26 protein-coding genes are annotated in these 24,461 nt (G+C 58.3%); 14 read left to right on the top strand and 12 right to left on the bottom strand.

Annotation, left to right across the window (positions count from 1 at the left end; translation table 11 throughout):
- Positions 1-3: 3 nt before the first annotated feature.
- From hypB to URZ40_RS14410, 9 genes are all read left to right on the top strand, one after another.
- Positions 4-867 carry a hydrogenase nickel incorporation protein HypB gene (gene hypB / locus URZ40_RS14450; protein WP_320720724.1) on the top strand — a complete coding sequence of 288 codons (864 nt, stop codon included), beginning with the start codon at positions 4-6 and terminating at the stop codon, positions 865-867.
- A complete protein-coding gene (locus URZ40_RS14445; protein ID WP_316380143.1) occupies positions 858-1,130 on the top strand; it encodes a HypC/HybG/HupF family hydrogenase formation chaperone in 273 nt (90 codons plus the stop codon). The genes hypB and URZ40_RS14445 overlap by 10 nt, the downstream gene beginning before the upstream one ends.
- Positions 1,131-1,132: 2 nt before the next feature.
- Positions 1,133-2,254 carry a hydrogenase formation protein HypD gene (hypD, locus tag URZ40_RS14440; protein ID WP_320720723.1) on the top strand — a complete coding sequence of 374 codons (1,122 nt, stop codon included), beginning with the start codon at positions 1,133-1,135 and terminating at the stop codon, positions 2,252-2,254.
- Entirely contained in the window at positions 2,251-3,261 is a 1,011-nt protein-coding gene (hypE, locus tag URZ40_RS14435) for a hydrogenase expression/formation protein HypE (protein WP_316380142.1), read from the top strand. The genes hypD and hypE overlap by 4 nt, the downstream gene beginning before the upstream one ends.
- 64 nt (positions 3,262-3,325) lie before the next feature.
- Positions 3,326-5,398 (top strand): formate hydrogenlyase transcriptional activator FlhA, encoded by a 2,073-nt coding sequence (gene flhA / locus URZ40_RS14430; RefSeq protein WP_320720722.1) that lies wholly within the window; start codon positions 3,326-3,328, stop codon positions 5,396-5,398.
- 153 nt (positions 5,399-5,551) lie between these two features.
- Positions 5,552-6,550, top strand: a complete 999-nt coding sequence (locus URZ40_RS14425; RefSeq protein WP_320720721.1) for an ABC transporter substrate-binding protein — start codon at positions 5,552-5,554, stop codon at positions 6,548-6,550.
- Positions 6,550-7,587 carry an iron ABC transporter permease gene (locus tag URZ40_RS14420; RefSeq protein WP_163330096.1) on the top strand — a complete coding sequence of 346 codons (1,038 nt, stop codon included), beginning with the start codon at positions 6,550-6,552 and terminating at the stop codon, positions 7,585-7,587. The genes URZ40_RS14425 and URZ40_RS14420 overlap by 1 nt, the downstream gene beginning before the upstream one ends.
- Positions 7,587-8,348, top strand: a complete 762-nt coding sequence (locus URZ40_RS14415; RefSeq protein ID WP_192984347.1) for an ABC transporter ATP-binding protein — start codon at positions 7,587-7,589, stop codon at positions 8,346-8,348. Before URZ40_RS14420 ends, URZ40_RS14415 begins: the two co-directional genes overlap by 1 nt.
- Positions 8,349-8,364: 16 nt before the next feature.
- Positions 8,365-9,585, top strand: coding sequence for an MFS transporter (locus URZ40_RS14410; RefSeq protein ID WP_192984344.1), 1,221 nt, complete (start codon positions 8,365-8,367; stop codon positions 9,583-9,585).
- 5 nt (positions 9,586-9,590) lie between these two features.
- On the opposite strand, the gene URZ40_RS14405 is transcribed toward URZ40_RS14410, so the two are convergent.
- Positions 9,591-9,935: a nitrous oxide-stimulated promoter family protein gene (locus tag URZ40_RS14405; protein ID WP_116343456.1), complete on the bottom strand. Its 345-nt coding sequence runs from the start codon at positions 9,933-9,935 to the stop codon at positions 9,591-9,593.
- Positions 9,936-10,110: 175 nt separating this feature from the next.
- On the opposite strand from URZ40_RS14405, the gene URZ40_RS14400 reads away from it, so the two are divergent.
- On the top strand, positions 10,111-10,341 hold the full coding sequence (locus URZ40_RS14400; protein ID WP_116343457.1) for a SymE family type I addiction module toxin: 231 nt from the start codon (positions 10,111-10,113) through the stop codon (positions 10,339-10,341).
- 113 nt (positions 10,342-10,454) lie between these two features.
- Complete coding sequence (mutS, locus tag URZ40_RS14395) at positions 10,455-13,016, top strand: DNA mismatch repair protein MutS (RefSeq protein ID WP_316380136.1); 2,562 nt, start codon at positions 10,455-10,457, stop codon at positions 13,014-13,016.
- A 93-nt stretch (positions 13,017-13,109) separates the two neighbouring features.
- On the opposite strand, the gene URZ40_RS14390 is transcribed toward mutS, so the two are convergent.
- From URZ40_RS14390 to URZ40_RS14380, 3 genes are read right to left on the bottom strand one after another with little or no spacing between them, the layout of a single operon-like run.
- A complete protein-coding gene (locus tag URZ40_RS14390; protein WP_003862116.1) occupies positions 13,110-13,331 on the bottom strand; it encodes a non-oxidative hydroxyarylic acid decarboxylases subunit D in 222 nt (73 codons plus the stop codon).
- Positions 13,332-13,341: 10 nt separating this feature from the next.
- Positions 13,342-14,769 carry a non-oxidative hydroxyarylic acid decarboxylases subunit C gene (locus URZ40_RS14385; protein ID WP_320720720.1) on the bottom strand — a complete coding sequence of 476 codons (1,428 nt, stop codon included), beginning with the start codon at positions 14,767-14,769 and terminating at the stop codon, positions 13,342-13,344.
- Positions 14,759-15,361 (bottom strand): non-oxidative hydroxyarylic acid decarboxylases subunit B, encoded by a 603-nt coding sequence (locus tag URZ40_RS14380; protein WP_116343462.1) that lies wholly within the window; start codon positions 15,359-15,361, stop codon positions 14,759-14,761. The genes URZ40_RS14385 and URZ40_RS14380 overlap by 11 nt, the downstream gene beginning before the upstream one ends.
- A gap of 172 nt (positions 15,362-15,533) precedes the next feature.
- Between URZ40_RS14380 and URZ40_RS14375 the strand changes: the two genes are divergently transcribed.
- Entirely contained in the window at positions 15,534-15,941 is a 408-nt protein-coding gene (locus tag URZ40_RS14375; protein WP_116343463.1) for a MarR family winged helix-turn-helix transcriptional regulator, read from the top strand.
- Here the strand turns inward: URZ40_RS14375 and URZ40_RS14370 are convergent.
- A complete protein-coding gene (locus URZ40_RS14370; RefSeq protein WP_192982529.1) occupies positions 15,938-16,825 on the bottom strand; it encodes a LysR family transcriptional regulator in 888 nt (295 codons plus the stop codon). The genes URZ40_RS14375 and URZ40_RS14370 overlap by 4 nt on opposite strands.
- A gap of 108 nt (positions 16,826-16,933) precedes the next feature.
- Between URZ40_RS14370 and URZ40_RS14365 the strand changes: the two genes are divergently transcribed.
- Both URZ40_RS14365 and URZ40_RS14360 read left to right on the top strand, forming a co-directional pair.
- Positions 16,934-18,136, top strand: coding sequence for an MFS transporter (locus tag URZ40_RS14365; protein WP_320720719.1), 1,203 nt, complete (start codon positions 16,934-16,936; stop codon positions 18,134-18,136).
- Complete coding sequence (locus tag URZ40_RS14360; RefSeq protein WP_163330088.1) at positions 18,133-18,513, top strand: DUF4440 domain-containing protein; 381 nt, start codon at positions 18,133-18,135, stop codon at positions 18,511-18,513. The genes URZ40_RS14365 and URZ40_RS14360 overlap by 4 nt, the downstream gene beginning before the upstream one ends.
- Positions 18,514-18,565: 52 nt before the next feature.
- Here URZ40_RS14360 and rpoS read toward each other — a convergent pair whose 3' ends face one another.
- The 7 genes from rpoS to ispD form a co-directional block, all read right to left on the bottom strand.
- Positions 18,566-19,558, bottom strand: a complete 993-nt coding sequence (rpoS, locus tag URZ40_RS14355) for an RNA polymerase sigma factor RpoS (protein ID WP_013098493.1) — start codon at positions 19,556-19,558, stop codon at positions 18,566-18,568.
- 59 nt (positions 19,559-19,617) lie between these two features.
- Positions 19,618-20,742, bottom strand: coding sequence for a murein hydrolase activator NlpD (gene nlpD, locus URZ40_RS14350; RefSeq protein WP_041908436.1), 1,125 nt, complete (start codon positions 20,740-20,742; stop codon positions 19,618-19,620).
- 116 nt (positions 20,743-20,858) lie between these two features.
- Entirely contained in the window at positions 20,859-21,485 is a 627-nt protein-coding gene (locus URZ40_RS14345) for a protein-L-isoaspartate(D-aspartate) O-methyltransferase (protein ID WP_116343467.1), read from the bottom strand.
- Complete coding sequence (gene surE / locus URZ40_RS14340) at positions 21,479-22,240, bottom strand: 5'/3'-nucleotidase SurE (RefSeq protein WP_316380131.1); 762 nt, start codon at positions 22,238-22,240, stop codon at positions 21,479-21,481. The genes URZ40_RS14345 and surE overlap by 7 nt, the downstream gene beginning before the upstream one ends.
- The gene (truD, locus tag URZ40_RS14335) at positions 22,221-23,270 is read right to left on the bottom strand and encodes a tRNA pseudouridine(13) synthase TruD (protein ID WP_316380130.1); all 1,050 of its coding nucleotides are present in this window, start codon (positions 23,268-23,270) and stop codon (positions 22,221-22,223) included. Before truD ends, surE begins: the two co-directional genes overlap by 20 nt.
- Complete coding sequence (gene ispF / locus URZ40_RS14330) at positions 23,267-23,746, bottom strand: 2-C-methyl-D-erythritol 2,4-cyclodiphosphate synthase (protein WP_020996297.1); 480 nt, start codon at positions 23,744-23,746, stop codon at positions 23,267-23,269. The genes truD and ispF overlap by 4 nt, the downstream gene beginning before the upstream one ends.
- Positions 23,746-24,456: a 2-C-methyl-D-erythritol 4-phosphate cytidylyltransferase gene (ispD, locus tag URZ40_RS14325; RefSeq protein ID WP_116343470.1), complete on the bottom strand. Its 711-nt coding sequence runs from the start codon at positions 24,454-24,456 to the stop codon at positions 23,746-23,748. Before ispD ends, ispF begins: the two co-directional genes overlap by 1 nt.
- Positions 24,457-24,461: the final 5 nt, after the last annotated feature.

The following is a 24,461-nucleotide window of genomic DNA, read 5'->3' as shown; positions in this document are numbered from 1 at the left end:
AGTATGTGTAGTACCTGCGGTTGCGCCGAAGGCAACCTGTATATAGAAGGGGATGAACACCGCCCCCACTCCGCGTTTCGCTCCGCGCCCTTTTCCCCCGCCCCGCGTCCTGTGGCGGCCCTGACCGGGATCACCTTTGCACCGCAGCGCTCCGACGCGGGTGACCTGCATTACGGCCACGGCGAAGCGGGCACCCACGCGCCGGGCATGAGCCAGCGCCAGATGCTGGAGGTGGAGCTCGACGTGCTGGACAAAAATAACCAGATCGCTGCCCGCAACCGCGCGGGCTTTGCCGCGCGCAGGCAGCTGGTGCTGAACCTGGTCTCCAGCCCCGGATCCGGAAAAACCACCCTGCTTACCGAAACCCTGAAGTGTCTGAATGAACGCGTCTCCTGCGCGGTGATCGAAGGCGACCAGCAAACCGTTAACGACGCGGCGCGCATTCGTGAAACCGGCACGCCCGCGATCCAGGTCAACACCGGTAAAGGCTGCCACCTGGACGCGCAGATGATTGCCGACGCCGCCCCGCGCCTGCCGCTGGCAGATAACGGCATCCTGTTTATTGAAAACGTCGGCAACCTGGTGTGCCCGGCGAGCTTCGATCTGGGTGAACGACACAAGGTGGCGGTGCTTTCGGTGACCGAAGGCGAAGACAAGCCGCTGAAGTATCCGCACATGTTCGCCGCCGCCTCCATCATGCTGCTGAACAAAGTCGACCTGCTGCCGTACCTGAATTTTGACGTTGATAAGTGCATGGCGTATGCCCGCGAGGTGAACCCGGACATTCACATCCTGCTGGTTTCCGCCACGCGCGGCGACGGGATGGACGCCTGGCTGGACTGGCTGGAGAGCGAACGATGTGCATAGGCGTACCCGGACAAATCCACTCCATTGACGGCAATCAGGCCAAAGTCGAGGTTTGCGGCATCCTACGCGACGTCGACCTGACGCTGGTGGGCAGCACCGATGAAAGCGGCGCCTCGCGTCTCGGCCAGTGGGTGCTGGTCCACGTAGGCTTTGCGATGAGCGTGATTAACGAAGCAGAAGCCCGCGACACGCTCGACGCGCTGCAAAACATGTTTGACGTGGAGCCGGACGTGGGCGCGCTCCTGTACGGCGAGGAAAGGTAATCATGCGTTACGTTGATGAATACCGCGCGCCGGAGCAGGTGATGCAGCTTATCGGGCATCTGAAAACGCGCGCGGCGCTGCTGGACTACACGAAAGAAAAGCCGCTGCGGATCATGGAGGTGTGCGGCGGACATACGCACGCCATCTTCAAATTTGGCCTCGACCAGCTGCTGCCGGAGAACATCGAGTTTATTCACGGCCCCGGCTGCCCGGTGTGCGTGCTGCCGATGGGGCGCATCGACAGCTGCATTGAAATTGCCGGCCAGCCCGACGTTACTTTCTGCACCTTTGGCGACGCGATGCGCGTGCCGGGGAAAAACGGCTCGCTGCTGCAGGCGAAAGCGCACGGGGCGGACGTGCGGATCGTTTACTCACCGATGGATGCCCTGACGCTGGCGATGGATAACCCTGAGCGCAAGGTCGTCTTTTTCGGGCTGGGTTTTGAGACCACCATGCCCGCTACGGCAATCACGCTGCAGCAGGCGAAAGCGCGCGGTGTCGGTAACTTTTTCTTTTTCTGCCAGCACATTACGCTCATTCCCACGCTGCGCAGCCTGCTGGAAGAGCCGGACAACGGCATCGACGCGTTTCTGGCACCGGGCCACGTCAGCATGGTGATTGGCACAGACGCCTACGGTTTTATCGCTGAACAGTACAATCGTCCGTTAGTGGTCGCTGGTTTCGAACCGCTTGATCTACTGCAAGGTGTGACCATGCTGGTTGAGCAGAAAATAGCGGCCCTGAGCGCGGTGGAAAATCAGTATCGCCGCGTGGTGCCCGATGCGGGAAATGAACGGGCGCAGCAGGCTATAGCCGACGTGTTTAGCGTTGAGGGCGACAGCGAGTGGCGCGGGCTGGGGCTGATTGCCGAATCCGGCGTGCGCCTGACGCCTGCCTATCGCGCATTCGATGCCGAAGCGCACTTCCGCCCACAGCCACAGCAGGTGTGCGACGATCCCCGCGCCCGCTGCGGCGAGGTGCTTACCGGCAAATGCAAACCTCATCACTGCCCGTTATTTGGCAACACCTGTAACCCGCAAACCGCGTTTGGCGCGCTGATGGTCTCCTCCGAAGGAGCCTGCGCCGCGTGGTATCAGTATCGCAACCAGGAGTGTGAAGAATGAACACGGTGGAAATGGCGCACGGAAGTGGTGGACAGGCGATGCAGCAGCTGATTAACCGGCTGTTCATGGAGGCCTTCAATAACCCCTGGCTTGCCGAGCAGGAGGATCAGGCGCGCATTGACCTCGCGTCCCTCACCGCACAGGGCGATCGGCTGGCGTTCTCCACCGACAGCTACGTGATTGACCCGCTGTTCTTCCCGGGCGGCGATATCGGCAAGCTCGCCGTCTGCGGCACGGCCAACGACGTAGCGGTCAGCGGCGCCATTCCGCGCTACCTCTCCTGCGGATTTATTCTCGAAGAAGGGTTACCGATGGAAACGCTCACGGCGGTGGTGAACAGCATGGCGCACACCGCGCGCGAGGCGGGGATCGCTATCGTCACCGGGGACACCAAAGTGGTCCAGCGCGGTGCGGCCGATAAGCTCTTCATCAACACCGCCGGCATGGGGGCGATCCCCGCAGACGTTCACTGGGGCGCGCAGCGGCTTAGCGTCGGCGACGTGCTGATCGTGACCGGCACGCTGGGCTGCCACGGGGCGACTATCCTTAACCTGCGCGAAGGATTAGGTCTGGACGGCGAGCTTCGCAGCGACTGCGCGGTACTCACCCCGCTGATTCAGACGCTGCGCGCCATTCCCGGCGTGAAGGCCCTGCGCGATGCCACCCGTGGAGGGGTGAATGCCGTCGTCCACGAGTTCGCCGCAAGCTGCGGGTGCGGAATTGAACTCACCGAGCGCAGCCTGCCCGTTAAGCCTGCCGTACGCGGGCTGTGCGAGCTATTGGGGCTTGACCCGCTAAACTTTGCTAACGAAGGCAAGCTGGCGATCGGCGTGGAGCGCCAGGCTGCTGAGGCGGTGCTTGAGCAGCTACGTGCGCATCCCTTAGGGAAAGACGCGGCCATCATCGGCGACGTGGTTGAGCGCAAAGGGGTGCGCCTGGCCGGGCTTTATGGCGTGAAGCGCACGCTGGACCTGCCGCACGCTGAGCCGCTACCCCGAATTTGCTAGAGCCGCGCCATAAGCGGTCAGCACTGAATCTCTCTTTTTTGCCAGTTTCTATTGGAAAGCAATAATGCCGTATACACCGATGAGCGATCTTGGACAGCAGGGCCTGTTTGACATTACGCGCACACTTTTACAACAGCCCGATCTCGGCGCGCTGAGCGATGCCCTGACGCGGCTGGTCAGGCAATCAGCGCTGGCGGACAGCGCGGCGATTGTGCTCTGGCATAGCGGAACGCACCGCGCGAGCTACTACTCAACGCGCGATAATGGCAAAGCGTTTGAGTACGAGGACGAGACGTATCTGGCGCATGGCCCGGTGCGCCGCATTCTCTCCCGGCCTGAAGTGCTGCACTGCAATTTTGAAGAGTTTCGGATGGCGTGGCCGCGGCTGGCAGAGAGCAATCTTTATCAGCCTTTCGGTCATTACGGCATGCTGCCGCTGGCGGCGGAGGGCCATATTTTTGGCGGCTGCGAGTTTATCCGCAATATCGACCAGCCCTGGAGCGAGGCGGAGTACGAGCGTCTGCATACCTTTACCCAGATCGTGGCCGTCGTCGCGGAGCAGATCCAAAGCCGCGTCACCAATAACGTGGATTACGACCTGCTGAGCCGCGAGCGCGACAACTTTCGTATTCTGGTCGCCATCACCAACGCCGTGCTGTCGCGTCTCGATATGGATGAGCTGGTCAGCGAAGTCTCGAAGGAGATCCACCACTATTTCAAAATCGACGCCATCAGCATCGCGCTGCGCGGGAACCGCAAAGGCAAGCTGAACATCTATTCCACCCACTACCTCGATGAGGCCAACCCGGCGCACGAGCAGAGCGAGGTGGACGAAGCGGGCACCCTTTCTGAGCGGGTGTTTAAAAGCAAGGAGATCCTGCTGCTTAACCTTAGCGAGCAGGATCCGGTGGCGCCGTACGAGCGGATGCTGTTTAACACCTGGGGCAACAAAATTCAGACCCTGTGCCTGCTGCCGCTGATGTCCGGCAGCACCATGCTTGGGGTGCTCAAACTGGCGCAGTGCGATGAAGCCGTGTTTACCACCGCCAACCTGAAGCTGCTGCGCCAGATCGCCGAGCGTATTTCTATCGCGCTGGATAACGCCCTCGCCTATCAGGAGATCCACCGCCTGAAAGAGCGGCTGGTGGACGAGAATCTGGCCCTGACCGAGCAGCTCAACAACGTGGACAGCGAGTTTGGCGAAATCATCGGGCGCAGCGACGCCATGTACAGCGTCCTCAAGCAGGTGGAAATGGTGGCACAGAGCGACAGCACGGTGCTGATCCTCGGCGAAACCGGTACCGGTAAAGAGCTGATTGCCCGCGCCATCCATAACCTGAGCAACCGCAACAGCCGCCGCATGGTGAAGATGAACTGCGCGGCGATGCCAGCGGGTCTGCTGGAAAGCGATCTCTTCGGCCACGAGCGCGGCGCGTTTACCGGAGCCAGCAGCCAGCGCCTGGGACGTTTCGAGCTGGCGGATAAAAGCTCGCTTTTCCTCGACGAAGTGGGCGATATGCCGCTGGAGCTACAGCCCAAGCTGCTGCGCGTTTTGCAGGAGCAGGAGTTTGAGCGCCTCGGCAGCAACAAGCTTATCCAGACCGACGTGCGCCTGATTGCCGCCACCAACCGCGATCTGAAAAAAATGGTTACCGACCGCGAATTCAGAAGCGACCTTTACTATCGCCTGAACGTCTTTCCGATCTGCCTGCCGCCGCTGCGCGAACGCCCGGAAGATATCCCCCTTCTGGTCAAGGCCTTTACCGCGAAAATCGCGCGCCGGATGGGGCGAAACATCGACAGCATTCCCGCCGAGACGCTGCGCACCCTTTCATCGATGGAGTGGCCGGGCAACGTGCGTGAACTGGAAAACGTCATTGAGCGCGCGGTGCTGCTGACGCGCGGGAACGTGCTGCAGCTCTCCCTGCCGGAGATTGCCCTTCCTGACGTGACCGTACCCACCGCCGAGGTAGCGAAAGAGGGAGAAGATGAATATCAGCTCATTCTGCGCGTGCTGAAAGAGACCAACGGCGTGGTGGCCGGGCCGAAAGGGGCGGCCCAGCGGCTGGGGTTAAAACGCACCACCCTGCTGTCGCGCATGAAGCGTCTCGGGATTGATAAAGAGAGTCTCATTTAAGGCTTTATTCCGGCGGTGTTTTTCTGACACCGCCTTTTGTTACCCTGCGCAATTGTCCCTCATTGACACAAAATCGTTTCCTCTGTATAAAATTCCGCCTTAATAATGCGTTTCATTTGCATCAAAAATAATTTTAATGAAGGGTAGCATTTCATGAAGAAGGTCATCTGCGCGTTAGGCCTGGCGATTGCGTCGGTCAGTTCCGCTCTGGCAACCACATATCCTCTGACGATTGAAAACTGTGGCTACAAAGAGACATTCGCTAAAGCGCCGGAACGCGTCGTGGCCCTGGGCCAGAACACCGTGGAAATTTTGCTCCTGCTGGGCCTTGAAGATAAGGTGAAGGCCAGCGCCTTCTGGCCGACAAAAGTGCTGCCGCAGCTGGCGGAACAGAATGCCAAAATCAAAACCCTGACGGTTGAAATTCCTACCCTTGAATCCATCCTTTCGCAAAATCCCGATTTTGTTCCTGCCCAGCTGCCGCTGCTGCTCGGGCCGGAAAGTAAGGTCGCAAAACGTGAAGATCTGGCCACCGTCGGCGTGAACAGCTATTTATCACCAGGCATGTGCGCCACCAAAAAGGCCGCAGGCGATATGTACGGCAGCCGCCAGACGCTGTGGGATATGACGTACCTTTATAAAGAGATTGAAGATTTCGCGAAGATTTTCAACGTTGAAGCGCGCGGCCAGGCCGTCATTGCCGATTTCAAAAAACGCGAGGCCGACCTGCGTCAGGAATTTGGTAAAAACAAAAAAGATCTCTCGTTTGTCTTCTGGTTCTCAAGCGCCTCGCCTTCGGCGGATGCCTATGTCGGCGGGAAAAACAGCGCCTCCGGTTTTATTGCCAACTTGCTGGGCGGCCATAACGCCATTACTGCTGAGACCGAATGGCCAACCGTCGGCTGGGAAAGCATTATCGCTGCGAACCCGGATGTGATTGTGGTCTCCAGCCTGGATCGTAACCGCTGGGCGCTGGATAACGCGGAAGAGAAAATCAAATTCCTGAAAAGCGATCCCGCCGTCAGCCAGATGGACGCCGTGAAGAAAGGCCATATCGTGGTGATGGACGGTCAGGCGATGAACCCGACGATTCGTACGATTTACGGTGCTGAACAGGTGGGCGAACAGCTCAGAAAGCTGGGGCTGAACTGATGACAGTTGCCGTACTTCAGGCCCGCCAGGGCCTGATCCTGACCACTTCTGCTCTTCTTGCTGTTATCCTGCTGTTTCTGGTGATTGCCCTTGGCGTCAGCGTCGGCGAGCTGTCGATTCCGCTGTCCAATGTCTTTTATGCTATCGGTAATAAGCTGGGGCTGACCGACGTTCCGCTCAACCGCATCTATGAGAGCGTTATCTGGGACTTCCGCCTGAGCCGCGCGCTGGTGGCGGCGTGCTGCGGGGCCGGTTTAGCCATCTGCGGCGCCGTGCTGCAAAGCCTGCTGAAAAACGCGCTGGCAGAACCTTACGTGCTCGGCGTGTCGGCGGGTGCTTCAACCGGGGCGGTGTCGGTCGTCGTTCTGGGCATCGGCACCGGCGCGGTATCGCTCTCTGCGGGCGCGTTTGCCGGGGCGTTCGCCGCCTTTGCGTTTGTCGCGTTTCTGACGAACGGCGCGCGCGGGGGGAATGAACGTACCATTCTGGCAGGGGTTGCGGCCTCTCAGCTGTTCAACGCCATTACCGCCTATACCATCAGCACCTCCGCCAGCGCCCAGCAGGCGCGCGACGTGATGTTCTGGCTACTGGGCAGCTTTAGCGGCGTGCGATGGCCGGAATTCCAGCTGGCGCTGGTTGTCGTGCTGGCGGGCCTTGCCGTCTGCCTCTACTATTCCCGGGCGCTGGACGCCTTTACCTTTGGTGATGACGCCGCGGCCTCTTTAGGTATTGCCGTCCCGTGGGTTCGCCTGACGCTCTTTACCACTACCGCGCTAATTACCGCGACGATTGTCAGCATGGCGGGTTCAATCGGCTTTGTGGGGCTGGTGGTACCGCACGTTATGCGTTTCCTGTTCGGGCCGCTGCACCGCACGCTGCTGATTGCCAGCGCGCTGGCCGGGGCGATCCTGATGGTGCTGGCCGACATCGCCTCGCGGATGCTGATTGCGCCGCAAAGCCTCCCCGTCGGCGTAGTCACCGCGCTGGTGGGCGTGCCTTTCTTTGCCGTGATTATCTACCGTTCAAGGAATAAGTGATGAGTATCTGCGCTGAAAATATTACCTGGAAGGTCGGCAAAAAAGTTATCGTCAATGACGTCTCGCTGAAGGTTTCCCGGGGCGAAACCGTGGGTCTCCTTGGCCCTAACGGCTGCGGCAAATCGTCTCTTTTGCGTATCCTGGCTGGCCTGCGTCGCCCGGATGCGGGCAGCGTGACCCTGGACGGGCAGGACATTTCCCGCATCGCCAAAAAGCAGCTTGCCCGCCGGGTGGCGTTCGTTGAGCAGCACGGGATGACCGACGCCAATATGCGCGTGCGCGACGTGGTGAAACTCGGGCGTATTCCGCACCACTCCGCTTTTTCGAACTGGAGCGCGCAAGATGACGACACCGTCACCGCGGCTCTGCAGCGTGTCGATATGCTGGACCGCAGCGAGCAGGGCTGGCTGAGCCTCTCCGGCGGCGAGCGCCAGCGCGTACATATTGCCCGCGCGCTGGCCCAGACCCCAACGGAAATCCTGCTGGATGAACCGACCAACCACCTGGACATCCATCATCAGATGCAGCTGATGCAGTTGATCAGCGAATTACCTGTTACCAGCATTGTCGCCATCCACGATCTCAACCACGCCTCAATGTTCTGCGACTCGCTGATTGTGATGCAGAAAGGGCAAATTGTGGCGACCGGAACACCGCAGAACATTTTATCCGAGTCGTTGCTCTGGGAGGTCTTCAGAGTCAAAACCAAAATTGAGATCTCGCCGTTCCATGGCAAAAAGCACATTCACTTTATCGTGTAGGGACGAGTGTTCGACAATGTCCCTTCGCCCCGCCACCACGCTCTGGCCGCCCGTTTTACTGGGTAGTCAGTTTGTTTTTAACATTGGGTTTTACGCCGTCGTTCCCTTCCTGGCGATATTTCTGCGCGACGACATGCTGCTCTCCGGCGGGCTTATCGGGCTGATCCTGGGCCTGCGCACGTTCTCGCAACAGGGGATGTTTATCGTTGGCGGGGCACTCTCGGACCGGTTTGGCGCGAAAGGGGTTATCCTCAGCGGCTGTATAGTTCGTGTTTCGGGCTATCTGCTGCTGGCCTTCGGGGGATCGCTGTGGCCGATTATTCTGGGCGCGTGTCTGACGGGCGTCGGTGGCGCGTTATTTTCTCCCTCAATTGAGGCTCTGCTGGCAAAAGCGGGCACACACAGTGAGGCGAAAGGCAAACGAAGCCGCGCGGAGTGGTTTGCGCTCTTTGCCGTCTGCGGGGAGCTCGGCGCAGTACTGGGCCCGGTTGCTGGCGCCCTGCTAACGGGGCTTGGCTTCCGCCAGGTGGCGCTGGCGGGTGCAGGCGTCTTTATCATTGCGTTAGTGGTGCTTTACTTCTGTCTGCCTGCTGCTGGACACCGTTCACAGAAGATAAAAATAGTGCCCTGGTGGACGACGTTCCGCCAGCCGCGCTTTGTCGCCTTTATCATTGCGTACAGCTCCTGGCTGTTAAGCTACAACCAGCTCTATCTGGCGCTGCCGGTAGAGATCCAGCGCTCCGGCGGTAACGAGAAAGATCTCGGCCCGCTTTTTATGCTGGCCTCCGTTCTGATCATTACCTTACAGCTGCCGCTGGCGCGTTTCGCCCGTCGCGTGGGCGCGGTGAACATTCTGCCGGTGGGCTTTTTGCTGCTTTCCGCCGCCTTCGCGAGCGTGGCAATGTTCGCGGCAACAGTACCGCCTGAAGGCTGGCTGCGGCTTCTGCCCTCGGTCTCGTTTGTCACGCTGCTGACGCTGGGACAGATGCTGCTGGTGCCGTCGGCAAAAGATCTCATTCCGCGGTTCGCCGAGGAATCAACGCTGGGCGCGCACTACGGCGCACTCTCCACTGCCGGAGGCATTGCGGTACTGGCCGGAAACCTGTTGTTTGGCAGCCTGCTGGATCGCGCGCTGGTGCCTTCAACGCAGGCAATGTATCCCTGGCTGCTGCTGGCGCTCTTTCCACTCTGTAGCGCGCTGGCCATGAATGTAATTTGCCGCCCGCTACGAAGCTGAACGGCTTATTTTTTCGGGCGATACTTTTCCGGCAGTTCCGGCACCGGACGACGGTCATCCATCAGATGACGGACGGTCAGAATGGGGTGTCGCCATAACATACGCGGGCCTGCCCAGCGCATAATCTGCTTCATCTCTTCACGTCTGGCAGGCTGGTAGCAGTGCACCGGGCATTGTTTACAGGCGGGCTTTTCTTCACCAAAAACACACTTATCCAGGCGCTTATCGGCATACGCGTTGAGCGCCCGATAATGCCCCGCTTCCTGAGAAGCCTGTGGACACTGCTTTTCGTACAACGCGATCATTTTCGCGATGGTCTCTTTTTCACGTGATATGCGTTTACCGGTCATAGCGACTTACCGAACAATAAGATGCATCAATAGTACACTTTTACACGCTGAATTTCAGGTGTTGCATTCCGTTTTCTGAAGCCTGATTCCACTATTATCCCTGCGCCCGCTAAAAATCACTGGTATTTTATACAGGTATCAGGAATGACCGTTGTCCGTATAGTCTGGAGACCCTATGAAAGAGATCGCGATCGGCAAACCCTACCGCCATTTAAAAGTGGGATATTTCAGAAAACGTCACGAGGATCGAAAAACGAAGATTCCAAAGCGGTACAGCGTACATGCGGCGCTGAGCTTAAAAGGCGACTGGCTTGAAAAAGCGGGCTTTACCACTAACTCCCGGGTCAGGGTGGGCGTAGAGCATGGAAAAATTGTCATCGAATTAATGTCGGAAGGCACCTCGTAAAGCCGCCACATTTTTCTGCGCCGGACCTTTTTTTCATGCGACAATAGAAGGAACAAACGGCCACTGAGCCGCTCAAAACGGTTTATTTTCAAAGAAATGGACATCATAACTCCATGAGCACAATCGACAATTTCGACGCACATACGCCAATGATGCAGCAGTATCTGAAGCTGAAGGCACAGCATCCGGAAATCCTGCTGTTTTACCGTATGGGCGATTTTTACGAGCTGTTTTATGACGATGCTAAGCGTGCATCGCAGCTGCTCGACATCTCGCTGACCAAACGTGGCGCATCGGCAGGCGAGCCCATTCCGATGGCCGGTATCCCGCACCACGCGGTTGAAAACTATCTGGCCAAGCTGGTGAATCAGGGCGAGTCCGTCGCTATTTGCGAGCAGATCGGCGACCCGGCAACCTCGAAAGGCCCGGTTGAGCGCAAAGTCGTACGCATCGTCACGCCAGGCACCATCAGTGATGAAGCCCTGCTTCAGGAGCGCCAGGATAACCTGCTGGCAGCGCTGTGGCAGGATGGCAAAGGGTTTGGCTATGCCACGCTGGACATCAGCTCCGGGCGTTTTCGCCTGAGTGAGCCGGCCGATCGTGAAACGATGGCTGCCGAACTGCAGCGCACCAACCCGGCAGAGCTGCTCTACGCCGAAGACTTCGCCGAAATGGCGCTGATTGAAGGCCGTCGCGGATTGCGCCGCCGCCCGTTGTGGGAATTCGAAATTGATACCGCCCGCCAGCAGCTGAACCTGCAGTTTGGCACCCGCGATCTGATTGGCTTTGGAGTGGAAAACGCTCCGCGCGGGTTGTGTGCCGCAGGTTGCCTCCTGCAGTACGTGAAAGACACCCAGCGAACCGCCCTGCCGCATATCCGTTCTATCACCATGGAGCGCCAGCAGGACAGCATCATCATGGATGCCGCCACGCGCCGTAACCTTGAGATCACCCAGAACCTGGCGGGTGGCGTTGAAAACACGCTCGCGTCGGTGCTCGACAGCACGGTGACGCCAATGGGCAGCCGCATGCTGAAACGCTGGCTGCATATGCCGATTCGCGATACCGATACGCTGGTTTGCCGCCAGCAGACGATTGCTGCGTTGCAGGATCGCTATACCGAACTGCAGCCGGTCCTGCGTCAGGTAGGCGATCTGGAACGTATTCTTGCCCGTCTGGCATTGCGCACCGCGCGCCCGCGCGACCTCGCGCGGATGCGGCATGCTTTCCAGCAGCTGCCGGAGCTGCGTGCTCAGCTGAGCGACGTTGACAGCGCGCCGGTACAGAAACTTCGTGAAACCATGGGCGAATTTACCGAGCTTCGCGAACTGCTGGAGCGCGCCATTATCGATGCGCCTCCGGTTCTGGTGCGCGATGGCGGCGTGATTGCTCCGGGCTACAACGAAGAGCTGGACGAATGGCGCGCGCTGGCCGACGGCGCAACGGACTATCTCGATAAGCTGGAAATCCGCGAACGCGAGCGTCTTGGACTCGACACGCTGAAAGTGGGATATAACGCGGTACACGGTTATTACATTCAGATTAGCCGCGGGCAGAGCCATCTGGCGCCGATTCACTACGTCCGCCGCCAGACGTTGAAAAACGCCGAACGCTATATCATTCCCGAGCTGAAAGAGTACGAGGACAAAGTGCTCACCTCGAAAGGTAAAGCCCTGGCGCTGGAAAAACAGCTGTATGACGAGCTGTTTGACATGCTGATGCCGCACCTGGCCGACCTGCAGCTGAGCGCCAGCGCGCTGGCGGAGCTGGACGTGCTGGTGAACCTGGCAGAACGCGCGGAAACGCTGAACTATACCTGCCCAACCTTTACCGACAAGCCTGGCATTCGCATCACTGAAGGCCGTCACCCGGTAGTTGAGCAGGTGCTGAACGAACCGTTCATTGCCAACCCGCTGAGCCTGTCGCCACAAAGAAGAATGCTGATCATTACCGGCCCGAACATGGGCGGTAAGAGTACCTACATGCGCCAGACGGCGCTGATTGCTTTGCTCGCGTATATCGGCAGCTACGTCCCGGCGCAAAAAGTGGAGATCGGCCCCATCGACCGTATCTTCACCCGCGTTGGGGCAGCGGACGATCTGGCGAGCGGTCGCTCAACCTTTATGGTCGAGATGACCGAAACGGCTAACATTCTGCATAACGCGACGGAGCACAGCCTGGTGCTGATGGATGAGGTAGGACGCGGAACCTCAACCTATGACGGCCTGTCGCTGGCCTGGGCCTGCGCCGAAAGCCTCGCAAATAAAATCAAGGCCATGACGCTGTTCGCCACCCACTACTTCGAACTGACGCAGCTGCCGAATAAAATGGAAGGCGTGGCTAACGTTCATCTTGATGCACTTGAGCACGGCGACACCATCGCCTTTATGCACACGGTGCAGGATGGCGCGGCGAGCAAGAGCTATGGCCTTGCCGTCGCGGCGCTGGCAGGGGTACCAAAAGAGGTGATCAAGCGCGCTCGCCAGAAGCTGCGTGAGCTGGAAAGCCTCTCGCCGAATGCGGCAGCGACGCAGATAGATGGCACCCAGATGTCGCTGTTGGCGCCAGCGGAAGAAACGTCGCCTGCAGTGGAAGCGCTGGAGAACCTCGACCCGGATTCACTGACGCCGCGTCAGGCGCTGGAGTGGATTTATCGGTTGAAGAGTCTGGTTTAGTTTTCTGCGGTCTGTTTTGTCGGGTGGCGGCTTTGCCTTACCCGACCTACAAAACCCGTAGGCCCGGTAAGCGCAGCGCCACCGGGCTTTTTTTTACAACAGCGGCGGGATCGTCGGCACCTGCGGTGCTTCATCAATATCCTTCTGCGTCATGCGGAACGCTTCCGGGTAATGCTCGCGGCTGGTACGACGCAGCGGTTCGGTATCGCGCCAGGTATAAAGACAATGCTGGCACTGGTAAACGGTCCAGACCCCTTTCACCGGTGACGTCGCCATCACTTCAATATGCTCATCGGCACAACGTGGACAAATCATCTTTTCCTCCTTATTGGCGTGCTGCCAGCATCGCGGTCAGTTTTTCAGCCCAGGCTTTAGTTTCAGGCAGATCCTGTACCGGCTGGCTGTAGTGGCCACGGGTGTCCGGTGCAACAGGCGTGGTGGCATCAATAATCAGTTTGTCGGTAATGCCCGCCGGGCTGGAGCCTGGGTCGAGTTCAAGCACCGACATGTTCGGCAGCTGCACCAGATCCCCTGCCGGATTGACCTTCGATGAGAGCGCCCACATCACCTGCGGGAGGTTGAACGGATCGACATCCTCATCCACCATAATCACCATCTTCACGTAGCCCAGACCGTGCGGCGTGGTCATGGCGCGTAAACCGACCGCGCGGGCAAAACCACCGTAGCGTTTTTTGGTGGAGATAATTGCCAGCAGACCGTGGGTGTACATCGCGTTCACCGCCTGCACTTCCGGGAATTCCGCCTTCAGCTGCTGATAAAGCGGCACGCAGGTGGCTGGTCCCATCAGATAGTCAATCTCGGTCCACGGCATGCCGAGGTAAAGGGATTCGAAGATCGGTTTGGTGCGGTAAGAAACTTTGTCGATACGGACCACCGTCATATTACGGCCACCGGAATAGTGTCCGGTAAACTCGCCGAACGGCCCTTCGATTTCACGTTTGCGGCCTTCAATCACCCCTTCCAGGATCACTTCAGACCCCCACGGCACGTCGAAGCCGGTCAGCGGCGCGGTGGCAATCGGGTACGGGCTTTCGCGCAGCGCGCCGGCCATTTCATACTCAGACTGATCGTATTTCAGCGGCGTGGCGCCCATCAGGGTGATGATCGGGTCGTTGCCGAGAGTAATCGCGATCGGCAGGTCTTGCCCGCGCTCTTCCGCTTTGTGCAGATGGAGGGCGATATCGTGCATCGGTACCGGCTGCAGGCCGAGCTTGCGCTTGCCCTTGACCTCCATGCGGTAGATCCCGACGTTCTGCTTGCCGAAATGGTCCGGGTCGAGCGGATCGCGCGAGACAACGCACGCTTTATCGAGATAAAAACCGCCGTCACCGTCGTTCAGGCGAAACAGCGGCAGGATATCGAACAGGTTAATGTCTTCACCGTCGACGGTATTTTGCGCCCAGGCCGGGTTAGCGCGGCGCTCCGGCGTAACGGGGAATTTGTCCCAGCGGCAAATAAACTCGTCGATCTGTTTTTTTACCGGGGTATTCGCTGGCAGCCCCATCGATATGGCGTGGTTCTGCCACGAGCCGATGGTGTTCATCACCACGCGGGCATCGGTAAAGCCACGAATGTTGTCGAACCACAGCGCGGGTGCGCCGTCGCCAATACGGCCTGTGGCGTTGGCTGCCGCCGCCAGATCCGGCTCCGCATTCACCTCTTCCTCAATTTTCAGCAGTTGCCCTTGCTCATCGAGCGCCTGCAGGAAGCTTCTCAAATCATCAAATGCCATCTTTGTTCTCCTGTGAAAAATGTTTCGCCTCCCGCAACCCGTTCCATCGGCGCGCCTTTTTGTGCTCCAGACCAAACTGGTCGAGCACACGGGTTACGATATGCTGGGTGATGTCATCGGCGGTTTGCGGGTGGTTGTAATACGCAGGCATGGGCGGCACCATCGCCACGCCCATGCGGGAAAGCGCCAGCATGTTCTCCAGATGAATGGTGCTGAGCGGCGTTTCGCGGGGAACGAGCACCAGCTTACGCCCCTCTTTCAGCACCACATCTGCCGCACGGCCCACCAGCCCTTCGGCGTAGCCCGCGCGGATCCCCGCCAGCGTTTTCATGCTGCAGGGAATGACGATCATGCCGTCGGTGCGAAACGAGCCGGAGGAGATGGTGGCGGCCTGGTCAGCCGGGCTGTGAACAACGTCAGCCAACGCAGCAACGTCCTGCACGCTGTAAGGCGTTTCCAGCTCAATGGTTGTTTTTGCCCACTTCGACATGACCAGATGGGTCTCCACCTCCGGCATTTCCCTCAGCGCCTGCAGTAGCGCCACGCCCAGCGGAGCCCCCGTTGCTCCTGTCATTCCCACGATCAATCTCATTCATCACCTCAATCAATTTGTTCGTGTACGAACATTGTAGATAAACTACTCCCGGATCGCTCTACTGACAAGATTGTTCGTACACGATCACACTAATTGCTAAAAAATCCCGCGTTATCATCCCGGGCTTTAGCGGCTATCATAGGGGATGATTTTTTCTGTCGGAGTGTTCATGGAACTAAGACAAGAGGCGTTCCACCTGTTACGTCAGCTTTTTCAACAGCATACCGCTAAGTGGCAACATGCCCTGCCGGAACTGACCAAGCCGCAGTATGCGGTTATGCGCTCCATTGCCGAGCACCCGGGCATTGAGCAGGTGGCATTGACCGAAGTGGCGGTCAGCACGAAGGCGACTCTGGCGGAGATGCTCAGCCGAATGGAGGCGCGCGGGCTGGTCAAACGCGAGCACGATCCCGCAGATAAGCGCCGCCGGTTTGTCTTCCTGACGCAGGAAGGCGAAGCCCTGCTTGCAAACTGCCAGCCGGTCGGCAACGAGGTGGATGAGGCGTTTTTAGGGCGTCTTAATAAGGCCGAACGGGAGCAGTTCTCTGCGCTCATCAAAAAGATGATGCACGATTAATTGACGCTGGTGCGCATAAAATCGATAAAGGTGCGCACTTTCGCGGGCACATGCCGGGCATCGGGATAAACCGCGTAGATGCCCTGCCGCGTAAAGGTATAGCCCGGTAAAACCGGGACCAGTTTTCCCGCATCAAGCGCATCGCGCACCAGCCATTCAGGCAGTAACGCCACGCCACTTCCCGCGAGCGCAAAGGCCATAAGCGCCTGAGCACTGTCGGCAAACAGGCGCGGCGCTTTTTTTATCTCCAGCATTTCAGGCGTACCGCTGGCATCTTTCACCTGCCAGCGCAGCGGCGAAGCTAAGCGCTCGTGAATAATCCAGTCGGCGTGCGCCAGCTGCTCAAGCGATTCAACCGGATGATTAACCCGCCACTCGGGCGTCGCGACGGGCAGGATAGAAAAATGTGAAATCAATGCGGCGTGGTAGCGTGAATCGGTAAGCGTTCCCAACCGGATAGCCACGTCAAAGCGCTCTGAGATAAGGTCAGCATGGAGTGAAGACGAAACATGACGCACGCGAAGCTCCGGGTGCATCTGGCTGAACCTGGCCAGCAACGGTACCACGACCCGTGAACCGTACTCAGGCGTGGTGGTGATCCGCAATTCACCCGTGAGTCCCGCATGATTCGCGCGAACATCATCCTGCAGCCGTTCTGCGTCCTTCAAAAGCGCCACGCTGCGCTGATGAAAAAGCGCTCCCGCCTCGGTTAACGTCAGGCGGCGGGTGGAGCGCAGCAGCAGCGTAACCCCCAGCTCGGCTTCGAGCTGGCGAATATTGAAGCTGACCACGGCTTTTGTCAGCCCCAGCGCATCGGCTGCGGCAGTAAAGCTGCCGGTATCGGCCACCGCAACAAACATCTGCGTCCGCTGTAGGTTAATCATCCTCACGCCTTTTACTGTCAAAATTTTTTTGACAGTATATCGCGCTTTGTCAGGTTTATCCGTACTTCCGGGGCCGATACGATACGCCTCCTCACGGGAGGATCCACCATGACGTATCGCAGTAAAGTCGCCGCCGTCTATCTGCTGGGCTTTTTTCTTGATTTGATCAACATGTTTATTGCCAGCGTCGCCTTTCCGGCGATGGCGCATGCCCTTAACGCCACGCCTTCAGCGCTTGCCTGGGTGAGTAACGGGTACATTGCCGGCCTGACGCTGGCGATCCCGTTCAGCAGCATGCTCACGCGCCGCGTCGGACCAAAGCGCGTCATCCTGCTCTCGCTTTTTCTGTTCAGCGCGGCTTCTGCTGCGGCAGGCTTGTCTGCAACGCTGGAAAGTCTGATTGCCTGGCGCGTGCTGCAGGGCGTGGGCGGAGGCTTACTCATCCCCGTCGGACAGGCGCTGACCTGGCAACAGTTTCAGCCTCACGAGCGTGCCAGACTCTCCTCGGCGGTGATGCTGGTGGCGCTGCTTGCTCCCGCCTGTTCCCCTGCGCTCGGAGGCGTGCTGGTAGAGGCAGTGAGCTGGCGCTGGATATTTTTCGCCACGCTCCCGGTGGCCATCGTGACCTTTGTGCTGGCCTGCCTGTGGCTTAAACACGAAATACCCGCGATGAAAGCGGCCAGACTGCTCAACCTGCGGTTGCTCGCGGACCCGCTTTTGCGTTTTTCTATGCTTGTCTATTTATGCGTGCCCGGCATGTTTATTGGGGTGAACGTTACGGGCATGTTTTATCTTCAGCACGAGGCGAACATGAGCCCAGCCGCAGCGGGAATGCTCATGCTGCCCTGGTCCGTGGCATCGTTTATCGCCATCACGGCGACGGGACGCTATTTTAACCGTATCGGCCCCCAGCCGCTGATTGTCATCGGCTGCCTGCTGCAGGCGACGGGTATCCTGATTTTGATTCTCGTCAGCTCGGCTACGCTGCTTCCTGCCGCTGCGTTTACCCTGATGGGCGCGGGGGGAAGCCTGTGCAGCAGTACAGCTCAGAGCAGCGCTTTTCTGACGATGCGCCGGGAAGAGATGCCGGATGCCAGCGCGCTGTGGAATCTCAATCGTCAGCTGAGCTTTTTTGCCGGCGCCCTGCTGCTGGCAGAGGCCCTGAGTCTGGCGCAGAGTTATCTGGCACCGCTCGCCGCCTGGCACGGGATGTTTATTTTTGCCGCAGGCATGACCTTGCTGCCTGTACTGTACGTTTTTCGTCTTAACAATACGCAGCTGCTGACCCAGCTGCGACAGGAGAATTCATGACGCCTTTCGAACACGAGATTATCGACCTCCACATTGCGCTTGAAGACTGGTTAGGCAAAGGTGAAGGCGATTCCGACGCCCTGCTCGCCCGCTTCCGTCCAGATTTTCTGATGATCCCGCCGGGCGGCGTCCATGTCGACTATGACGGCCTTGTGGGCTTTCTGCACAGTCAGCGCGGAAGCCGTCCCGGACTGAAGATCGTTATTGATGAATTAACGACGCGACAGGCGTGGCCCCACGGCGCGGTGCTGCACTACCGAGAGACGCAAACCCGGCCAGACCTGCCCGTCAACGTGCGCTGGTCAACCGCGGTGCTCAGTCAGGAAGGCGACAAAATAACGTGGCGTCTGCTGCACGAAACGGCGGCACAGCCGTAACACAAAAGAAAAAGGCCCGTCTCACGACGGGCCTTTTTTGACGAAAGGTTGCTTATTCGCGGAACAGCGCTTCGATATTCAGACCTTGCCCCTGCAGGATTTCACGCAGGCGGCGCAGACCTTCTACCTGAATCTGACGAACACGTTCACGGGTCAGGCCAATTTCGCGGCCGACGTCTTCCAGTGTCGCAGCTTCATACCCCAGTAAACCGAAACGACGTGCCAGCACTTCACGCTGTTTGGCGTTCAGTTCGAACAGCCATTTGACGATGCTCTGCTTCATGTCATCGTCCTGCGTGGTGTCTTCCGGACCGTTGTCTTTTTCATCGGCCAGGATGTCCAGCAGCGCTTTTTCGGAGTCGCCACCCAGAGGGGTGTCAACGGAGGTAATGCGCTCGTTGAGACGCAGCATACGGCTTACGTCATCAACCGGTTTGTCGAGTTGTTCGGCAATTTCTTCTGCGCTTGGCTCGTGGTCCAGTTTATGGGACAACTCGCGCGCGGTACGCAGATAGACGTTCAACTCTTTGACGATGTGGATCGGCAGGCGGATCGTACGGGTCTGGTTCATAATAGCCCGTTCGATGGTCTGACGAATCCACCAGGTCGCGTAGGTTGAGAAACGGAACCCGCGTTCCGGGTCAAACTTCTCAACTGCGCGGATGAGACCTAAGTTGCCCTCTTCAATCAGATCCAGCAGAGCCAGACCACGATTGCCGTAACGGCGGGCAATTTTCACGACCAGTCGCAGGTTACTTTCAATCATGCGACGACGCGAGGCAACATCACCACGCAAAGCACGACGTGCGAAATAGACTTCTTCTTCGGCCGTTAGCAGTGGGGAGTAACCAATCTCCCCAAGGTAAAGCTGAGTCGCGTCCAGTACACGCTGTGTGGCGCCCTGCGATAACAGCTCTTCTTCAGCCAAATCGTTATCACTGGGTTCCTCTTCTACTAAGGCTTTTTCGTCAAAAGCCTCTGCTCCGTTCTCATCAAATTCCGCGTCTTCATTTAAATCATGAACTTTCAGCGTATTCTGACTCATAAGGTGGCTCCTACCCGTGATCCCTGAACGAGACACCCTGGCTGGCATGCCCCGTCAATTTATCGCTGCGGCAAATACTGCAGCGGGTTTACGGATTTCCCCTTGTAACGAATTTCAAAATGCAAGCGTGTAGAACTGGTTCCGGTGCTACCCATGGTAGCGATTTTTTGCCCCGCCTTAACTTCTTGTTGTTCCCGGACCAGCATTGTGTCGTTATGGGCGTAGGCACTCAGGTAATCATCATTATGTTTGATGATAATAAGATTACCGTAACCGCGCAGAGCGTTACCGGCATACACAACGCGTCCGTCTGCGGTCGCGATGATAGCCTGTCCTTTACTGCCTGCGATATCGATCCCTTTGTTTCCACCCTCAGAGGTTGCGAAGTTCTCGATAATCTTGCCGTCGGTTGGCCAGCGCCATGCGGTGATGGACGAACTGGCATTCTGACTGCTTGCAGTCGGTTCAGTAGAGCTAACCACAGGTGCCGTGGTCGGTGCTGTGACAACAGTCGCAGTCCCTTTATTATTCGGCAACATTTTGTTAGCAGTCTGATCACCTGAATCCTCAGAATACGTAATTACAGGTTGTGAAGCAACCACCGTGGTGGATTTTTGTGCAGGCTTAACGCTGTTATTTTGAGCCGTCACATCGGCCGCTGAAACCGTATTGCCAGGCGTCAGAGGCGTACCCGTTGCGTTGCCCACCTGGAGCGTTTGGCCAACTTCCAGAGCATACGGGGCCTGGACGTTATTGCGCTGCGCGAGGTCACGGAAATCGTTCCCGGTGATCCAGGCAATATAGAACAGCGTATCGCCGCGCTTCACGGTATAGGTGCTGCCGCCGGTATAGCTGCCTTTCGGAATGTTCCCATACTGGCGGTTATAGACTATGCGGCCATTTTGGGTCTGAACAGGCTGTTCAACTGGCTGAATCTGCGTTGGCTGTGTAACAGGATGTTGCACAGGCTGAATTTGTGGTGTTTGCTGCGGCGCAGCAGTGCCCATTTTAGGCGGAGGCGTGATCAACATTCCGCTGGACGTGTTACCAGAGCCGCTGTTTCCCCCGACGGAACTGACGGGCGCAGGCGCGTTATTAGAACTTGTACAGCCTGCCAGCCAGAGCGAAACCAGTGATAATGCCGCAACACGGCTGATGGTGAATTTAGGGCTTCCCGCGCTCATTTATCCCCCAGGAATGTGTTAACTACCAGTGACTTAAAATTTACCGTGATGACACGAATCTTTCGCGCCACACCATACGCTGAATTTGCCTTAATAACCCTGGATAAATCTGAGTCTCAGGCCAACTCCCCTTTTACCAGAGGCACAAAGCGCACGGCTTCCACGGTGTCGATAATAAACTCGTCGCCGCGCCGACGAACGCGCTTCAGCAGCTGCTGCTCGTCCCCAACGGGCAGAACAAGAATGCCCCCCTCATCCAGCTGCGACAAGAGCGCAGCGGGAATTTCAGGCGGAGCCGCCGTCACGATGATAGCGTCAAACGGGGCGCGAGCCTGCCAACCCTGCCATCCATCACCGTGTCGTGTCGAAACATTATGTAAATCAAGTTGTTTCAGGCGACGACGCGCCTGCCATTGCAAACCTTTGATCCGCTCTACGGAACAGACATGGTGTACCAGATGCGCCAGGATGGCGGTCTGATACCCCGACCCGGTGCCAATCTCCAGCACGCGTGAGTCGGGCGTGAGCTCCAGCAGCTCCGTCATCCGCGCCACCATATAAGGCTGCGAAATCGTCTGGCCTTGCCCGATGGGCAGCGCCACGTTTTCCCACGCTTTGTGTTCAAACGCCTCGTCTACAAATTTCTCACGCGGGACCTGAGCGAGCGCCTCAAGCACGTGCTCGTCGCGGATCCCCTGTGCGCGAAGTTGTTCCAGAAGAGTTTGTACACGTTTGCTTACCATTGCGCGTTCACTCCTGCGCGATCCAGCCAGCCCGACACCACATCATGCGCGCTATACGCGGTTAAATCTACGTGCAGCGGGGTAACCGAGACGTAGCCTTCATCCACGGCGGCAAAATCGGTGTCCGGACCCGCATCGCACTTATCGCCAGGAGGCCCTATCCAGTAAAGCGTGTTGCCGCGAGGATCCTGCTGCGGGATCACCTGATCGGCCGGGTGTCGGCTTCCGCATCGCGTAACGCGAATGCCTTTAATTTCACTGAGAGGAAGATCCGGCACGTTGATGTTGAGAATACGTCCGGTACGCAGCGGTTCGCGGCCGAGCGCCCGCAGGATCGAGCAGGTTACCGCGGCGGCGGTATCGTAGTGCGTGTGGCCGTTTAACGAGACCGCCAGCGCCGGGAACCCCAGATGGCGCCCCTCCATTGCCGCCGCTACCGTTCCGGAGTAAATCACGTCATCGCCAAGGTTCGGCCCGGCGTTGATGCCGGAGACGACGATATCCGGACGCGGCCGCATCAGCGCGTTCACGCCCAGAAAGACACAGTCGGTCGGCGTGCCCATCTGCACGGCAATATCGCCATTTTCAAAGGTAAAGGTGCGAAGCGACGACTCCAGCGTCAGCGAGTTAGACGCTCCACTGCGGTTACGATCGGGAGCCACAACCTGCACATCCGCAAATTCACGGAGGTGCTTCGCCAGGGTCTGAATGCCCGGCGCGTGGATCCCGTCATCGTTACTCAGCAATATTCGCATAATCACCCGAGGTGTTGATAAGTTCCCTGACAACACTGGTGGCAAAGCTACCTGCCGGCAGCCAGAAGCGTAACTCGACGGTTACGTCATCCCACCAGTTCCAGCTTAACTGCTGCGGATAGAGCAGCATCGCGCGGCGTGCTGCTTCGACTTTTTCCCGCACCAGCAAGGATTGTAATTCTGGCGCATCCGCCACCGCCGACTGCTCTGCGCTCAGCGCGTCGCCCTGGGTGCCCCAGTCGCCTGAGCCCGGCAAAGCTGCGGTAATCATCAGCGCTTTGGCATCCACGCGCGCCTGGACATCGGCCATTTCTTCGGCCGTTGCAACAAACCAGCTTCCGCGTCCCGCTAATTGTAGCGCATCGCCAACAACAACTTGATTCGCGTCCGGTTTTTTCAGCCTTTCGCTCACAATCTGATTAAACAACGCGCTGCGGGCCGCCGACAACCAAAAACTGCGTTTATTCCTGTCGCGCACCGGTGCATCGCTTTGCGCCCAGCGCAGCGCGCCCTGCAGGTTGCTGCCGCCAATGCCAAAGCGCTGCGCGCCAAAGTAGTTCGGTACGCCGCGGTCATTAATGGCATTCAGGCGTTTTTCAACGTCTTCACGGTCAGACACTTCGCGCAGCACCAGCGTAAACGCGTTGCCTTTCAACGCTCCCAGGCGCAGCTTGCGCTTGTGGCGGGCGTACTCCAGCACCTTACAGCCTTCAAGCTCAAATTTGCTTAAATCAGGCATCGTATTGCCGGGAACGCGCGCGCAGAGCCACTGCTCGGTGACGGCATGTTTATCTTTCTGCCCGGCAAAGCTCACTTCGCGGGCATGAATTTTGAGGAATTTTGCCAGCGCGTCGGCCACAAAGCGGGTATTGCAGCCATTTTTCAGAATACGCACCAGGATATGTTCGCCTTCGCCATCCGGCTCAAAGCCCAGATCCTCCACCACGAGGAAATCCTCCGGGCTGGCTTTCAGCACACCGTTCCCCTGCGGCTTACCGTGCAGGTACGTCAGGTTATCGAAGTCCGTCATTTTGTTGCCTTCAGCAGCAGCGCCACGGCTTCACAGGCGATCCCTTCGCCACGACCGGTAAAGCCCAGTTTCTCCGTGGTGGTAGCTTTGACGTTGACATCGTCCATATGGCAGCCCAGATCTTCGGCGATGAACACGCGCATCTGCGGAATGTGCGGCAGCATTTTCGGGGCCTGGGCAATAATCGTCACGTCGACGTTGCCGAGGGTGTAACCCTTGGCCTGAATGCGGCGCCACGCTTCGCGCAATAGTTCGCGGCTGTCTGCTCCTTTAAAGGCCGGATCGGTGTCCGGGAACAGCTTGCCGATATCGCCGAGCGCGGCAGCGCCGAGCAGCGCGTCGGTCAGCGCATGCAGCGCCACGTCGCCATCAGAATGCGCCAGCAGCCCTTTTTCGTAAGGAATACGTACGCCGCCAATGATAATTGGGCCAACGCCTCCAAAGGCGTGTACATCAAAACCGTGTCCAATTCGCATTATGCCTTCTCCTGATGGGTCGAACGGGTAAGATAAAATTCCGCGAGCTGTAAATCTTCCGGGCGCGTCACTTTTATATTATCAGCGCGTCCTTCAACAAGCGTTGGGTGAAAACCGCAATACTCCAGCGCGGAGGCTTCGTCCGTGATGGTCGCACCTTCGTTAAGCGCACGCGTTAAGCAGTCGTGGAGCAGTTCGCGGGGGAAAAATTGCGGCGTCAGCGCGTGCCATAAGTCGACGCGCTCAACGGTGTGGGCGATTGCATGCATGCCCGGCTCGGCGCGCTTCATGGTGTCGCGCACCGGCGCGGCCAGAATGCCGCCCACTTTGCTGGTTTCGCTCAGCGCCAGCAGGCGTGCCAGATCGTCCTGATGGAGACACGGACGCGCCGCGTCATGCACCAGTACCCACTGCGCGTTTCCGGCAGCCTGAATGCCTGCCAGCACGGAATCGGCGCGCTCGGCACCGCCATCGACAACGGTAATCTGTGGGTGGTTTGCCAGCGGCAGCTGCGCAAAACGCGCATCGCCGGAACTGATGGCGATGACCACGTGCGTCACCCGCGGGTGCGCCAGCAGCGCCGCCACGGCGTGCTCGAGGATCGTTTTATCGCCAATTGAGAGATACTGCTTGGGACATTCTGTCTGCATGCGCCGACCAAAACCTGCGGCCGGCACCACGGCACATACGTCCGAAAAAGTTGCTGCCATGTCGT

The sequence above is a fragment of the Enterobacter sp. 296B2 genome (assembly GCF_034106185.1).
Taxonomy (GTDB): Bacteria; Pseudomonadota; Gammaproteobacteria; order Enterobacterales; family Enterobacteriaceae; genus Enterobacter; species Enterobacter cloacae_N.
This window is presented reverse-complemented; position numbering and strand designations above follow the sequence as displayed.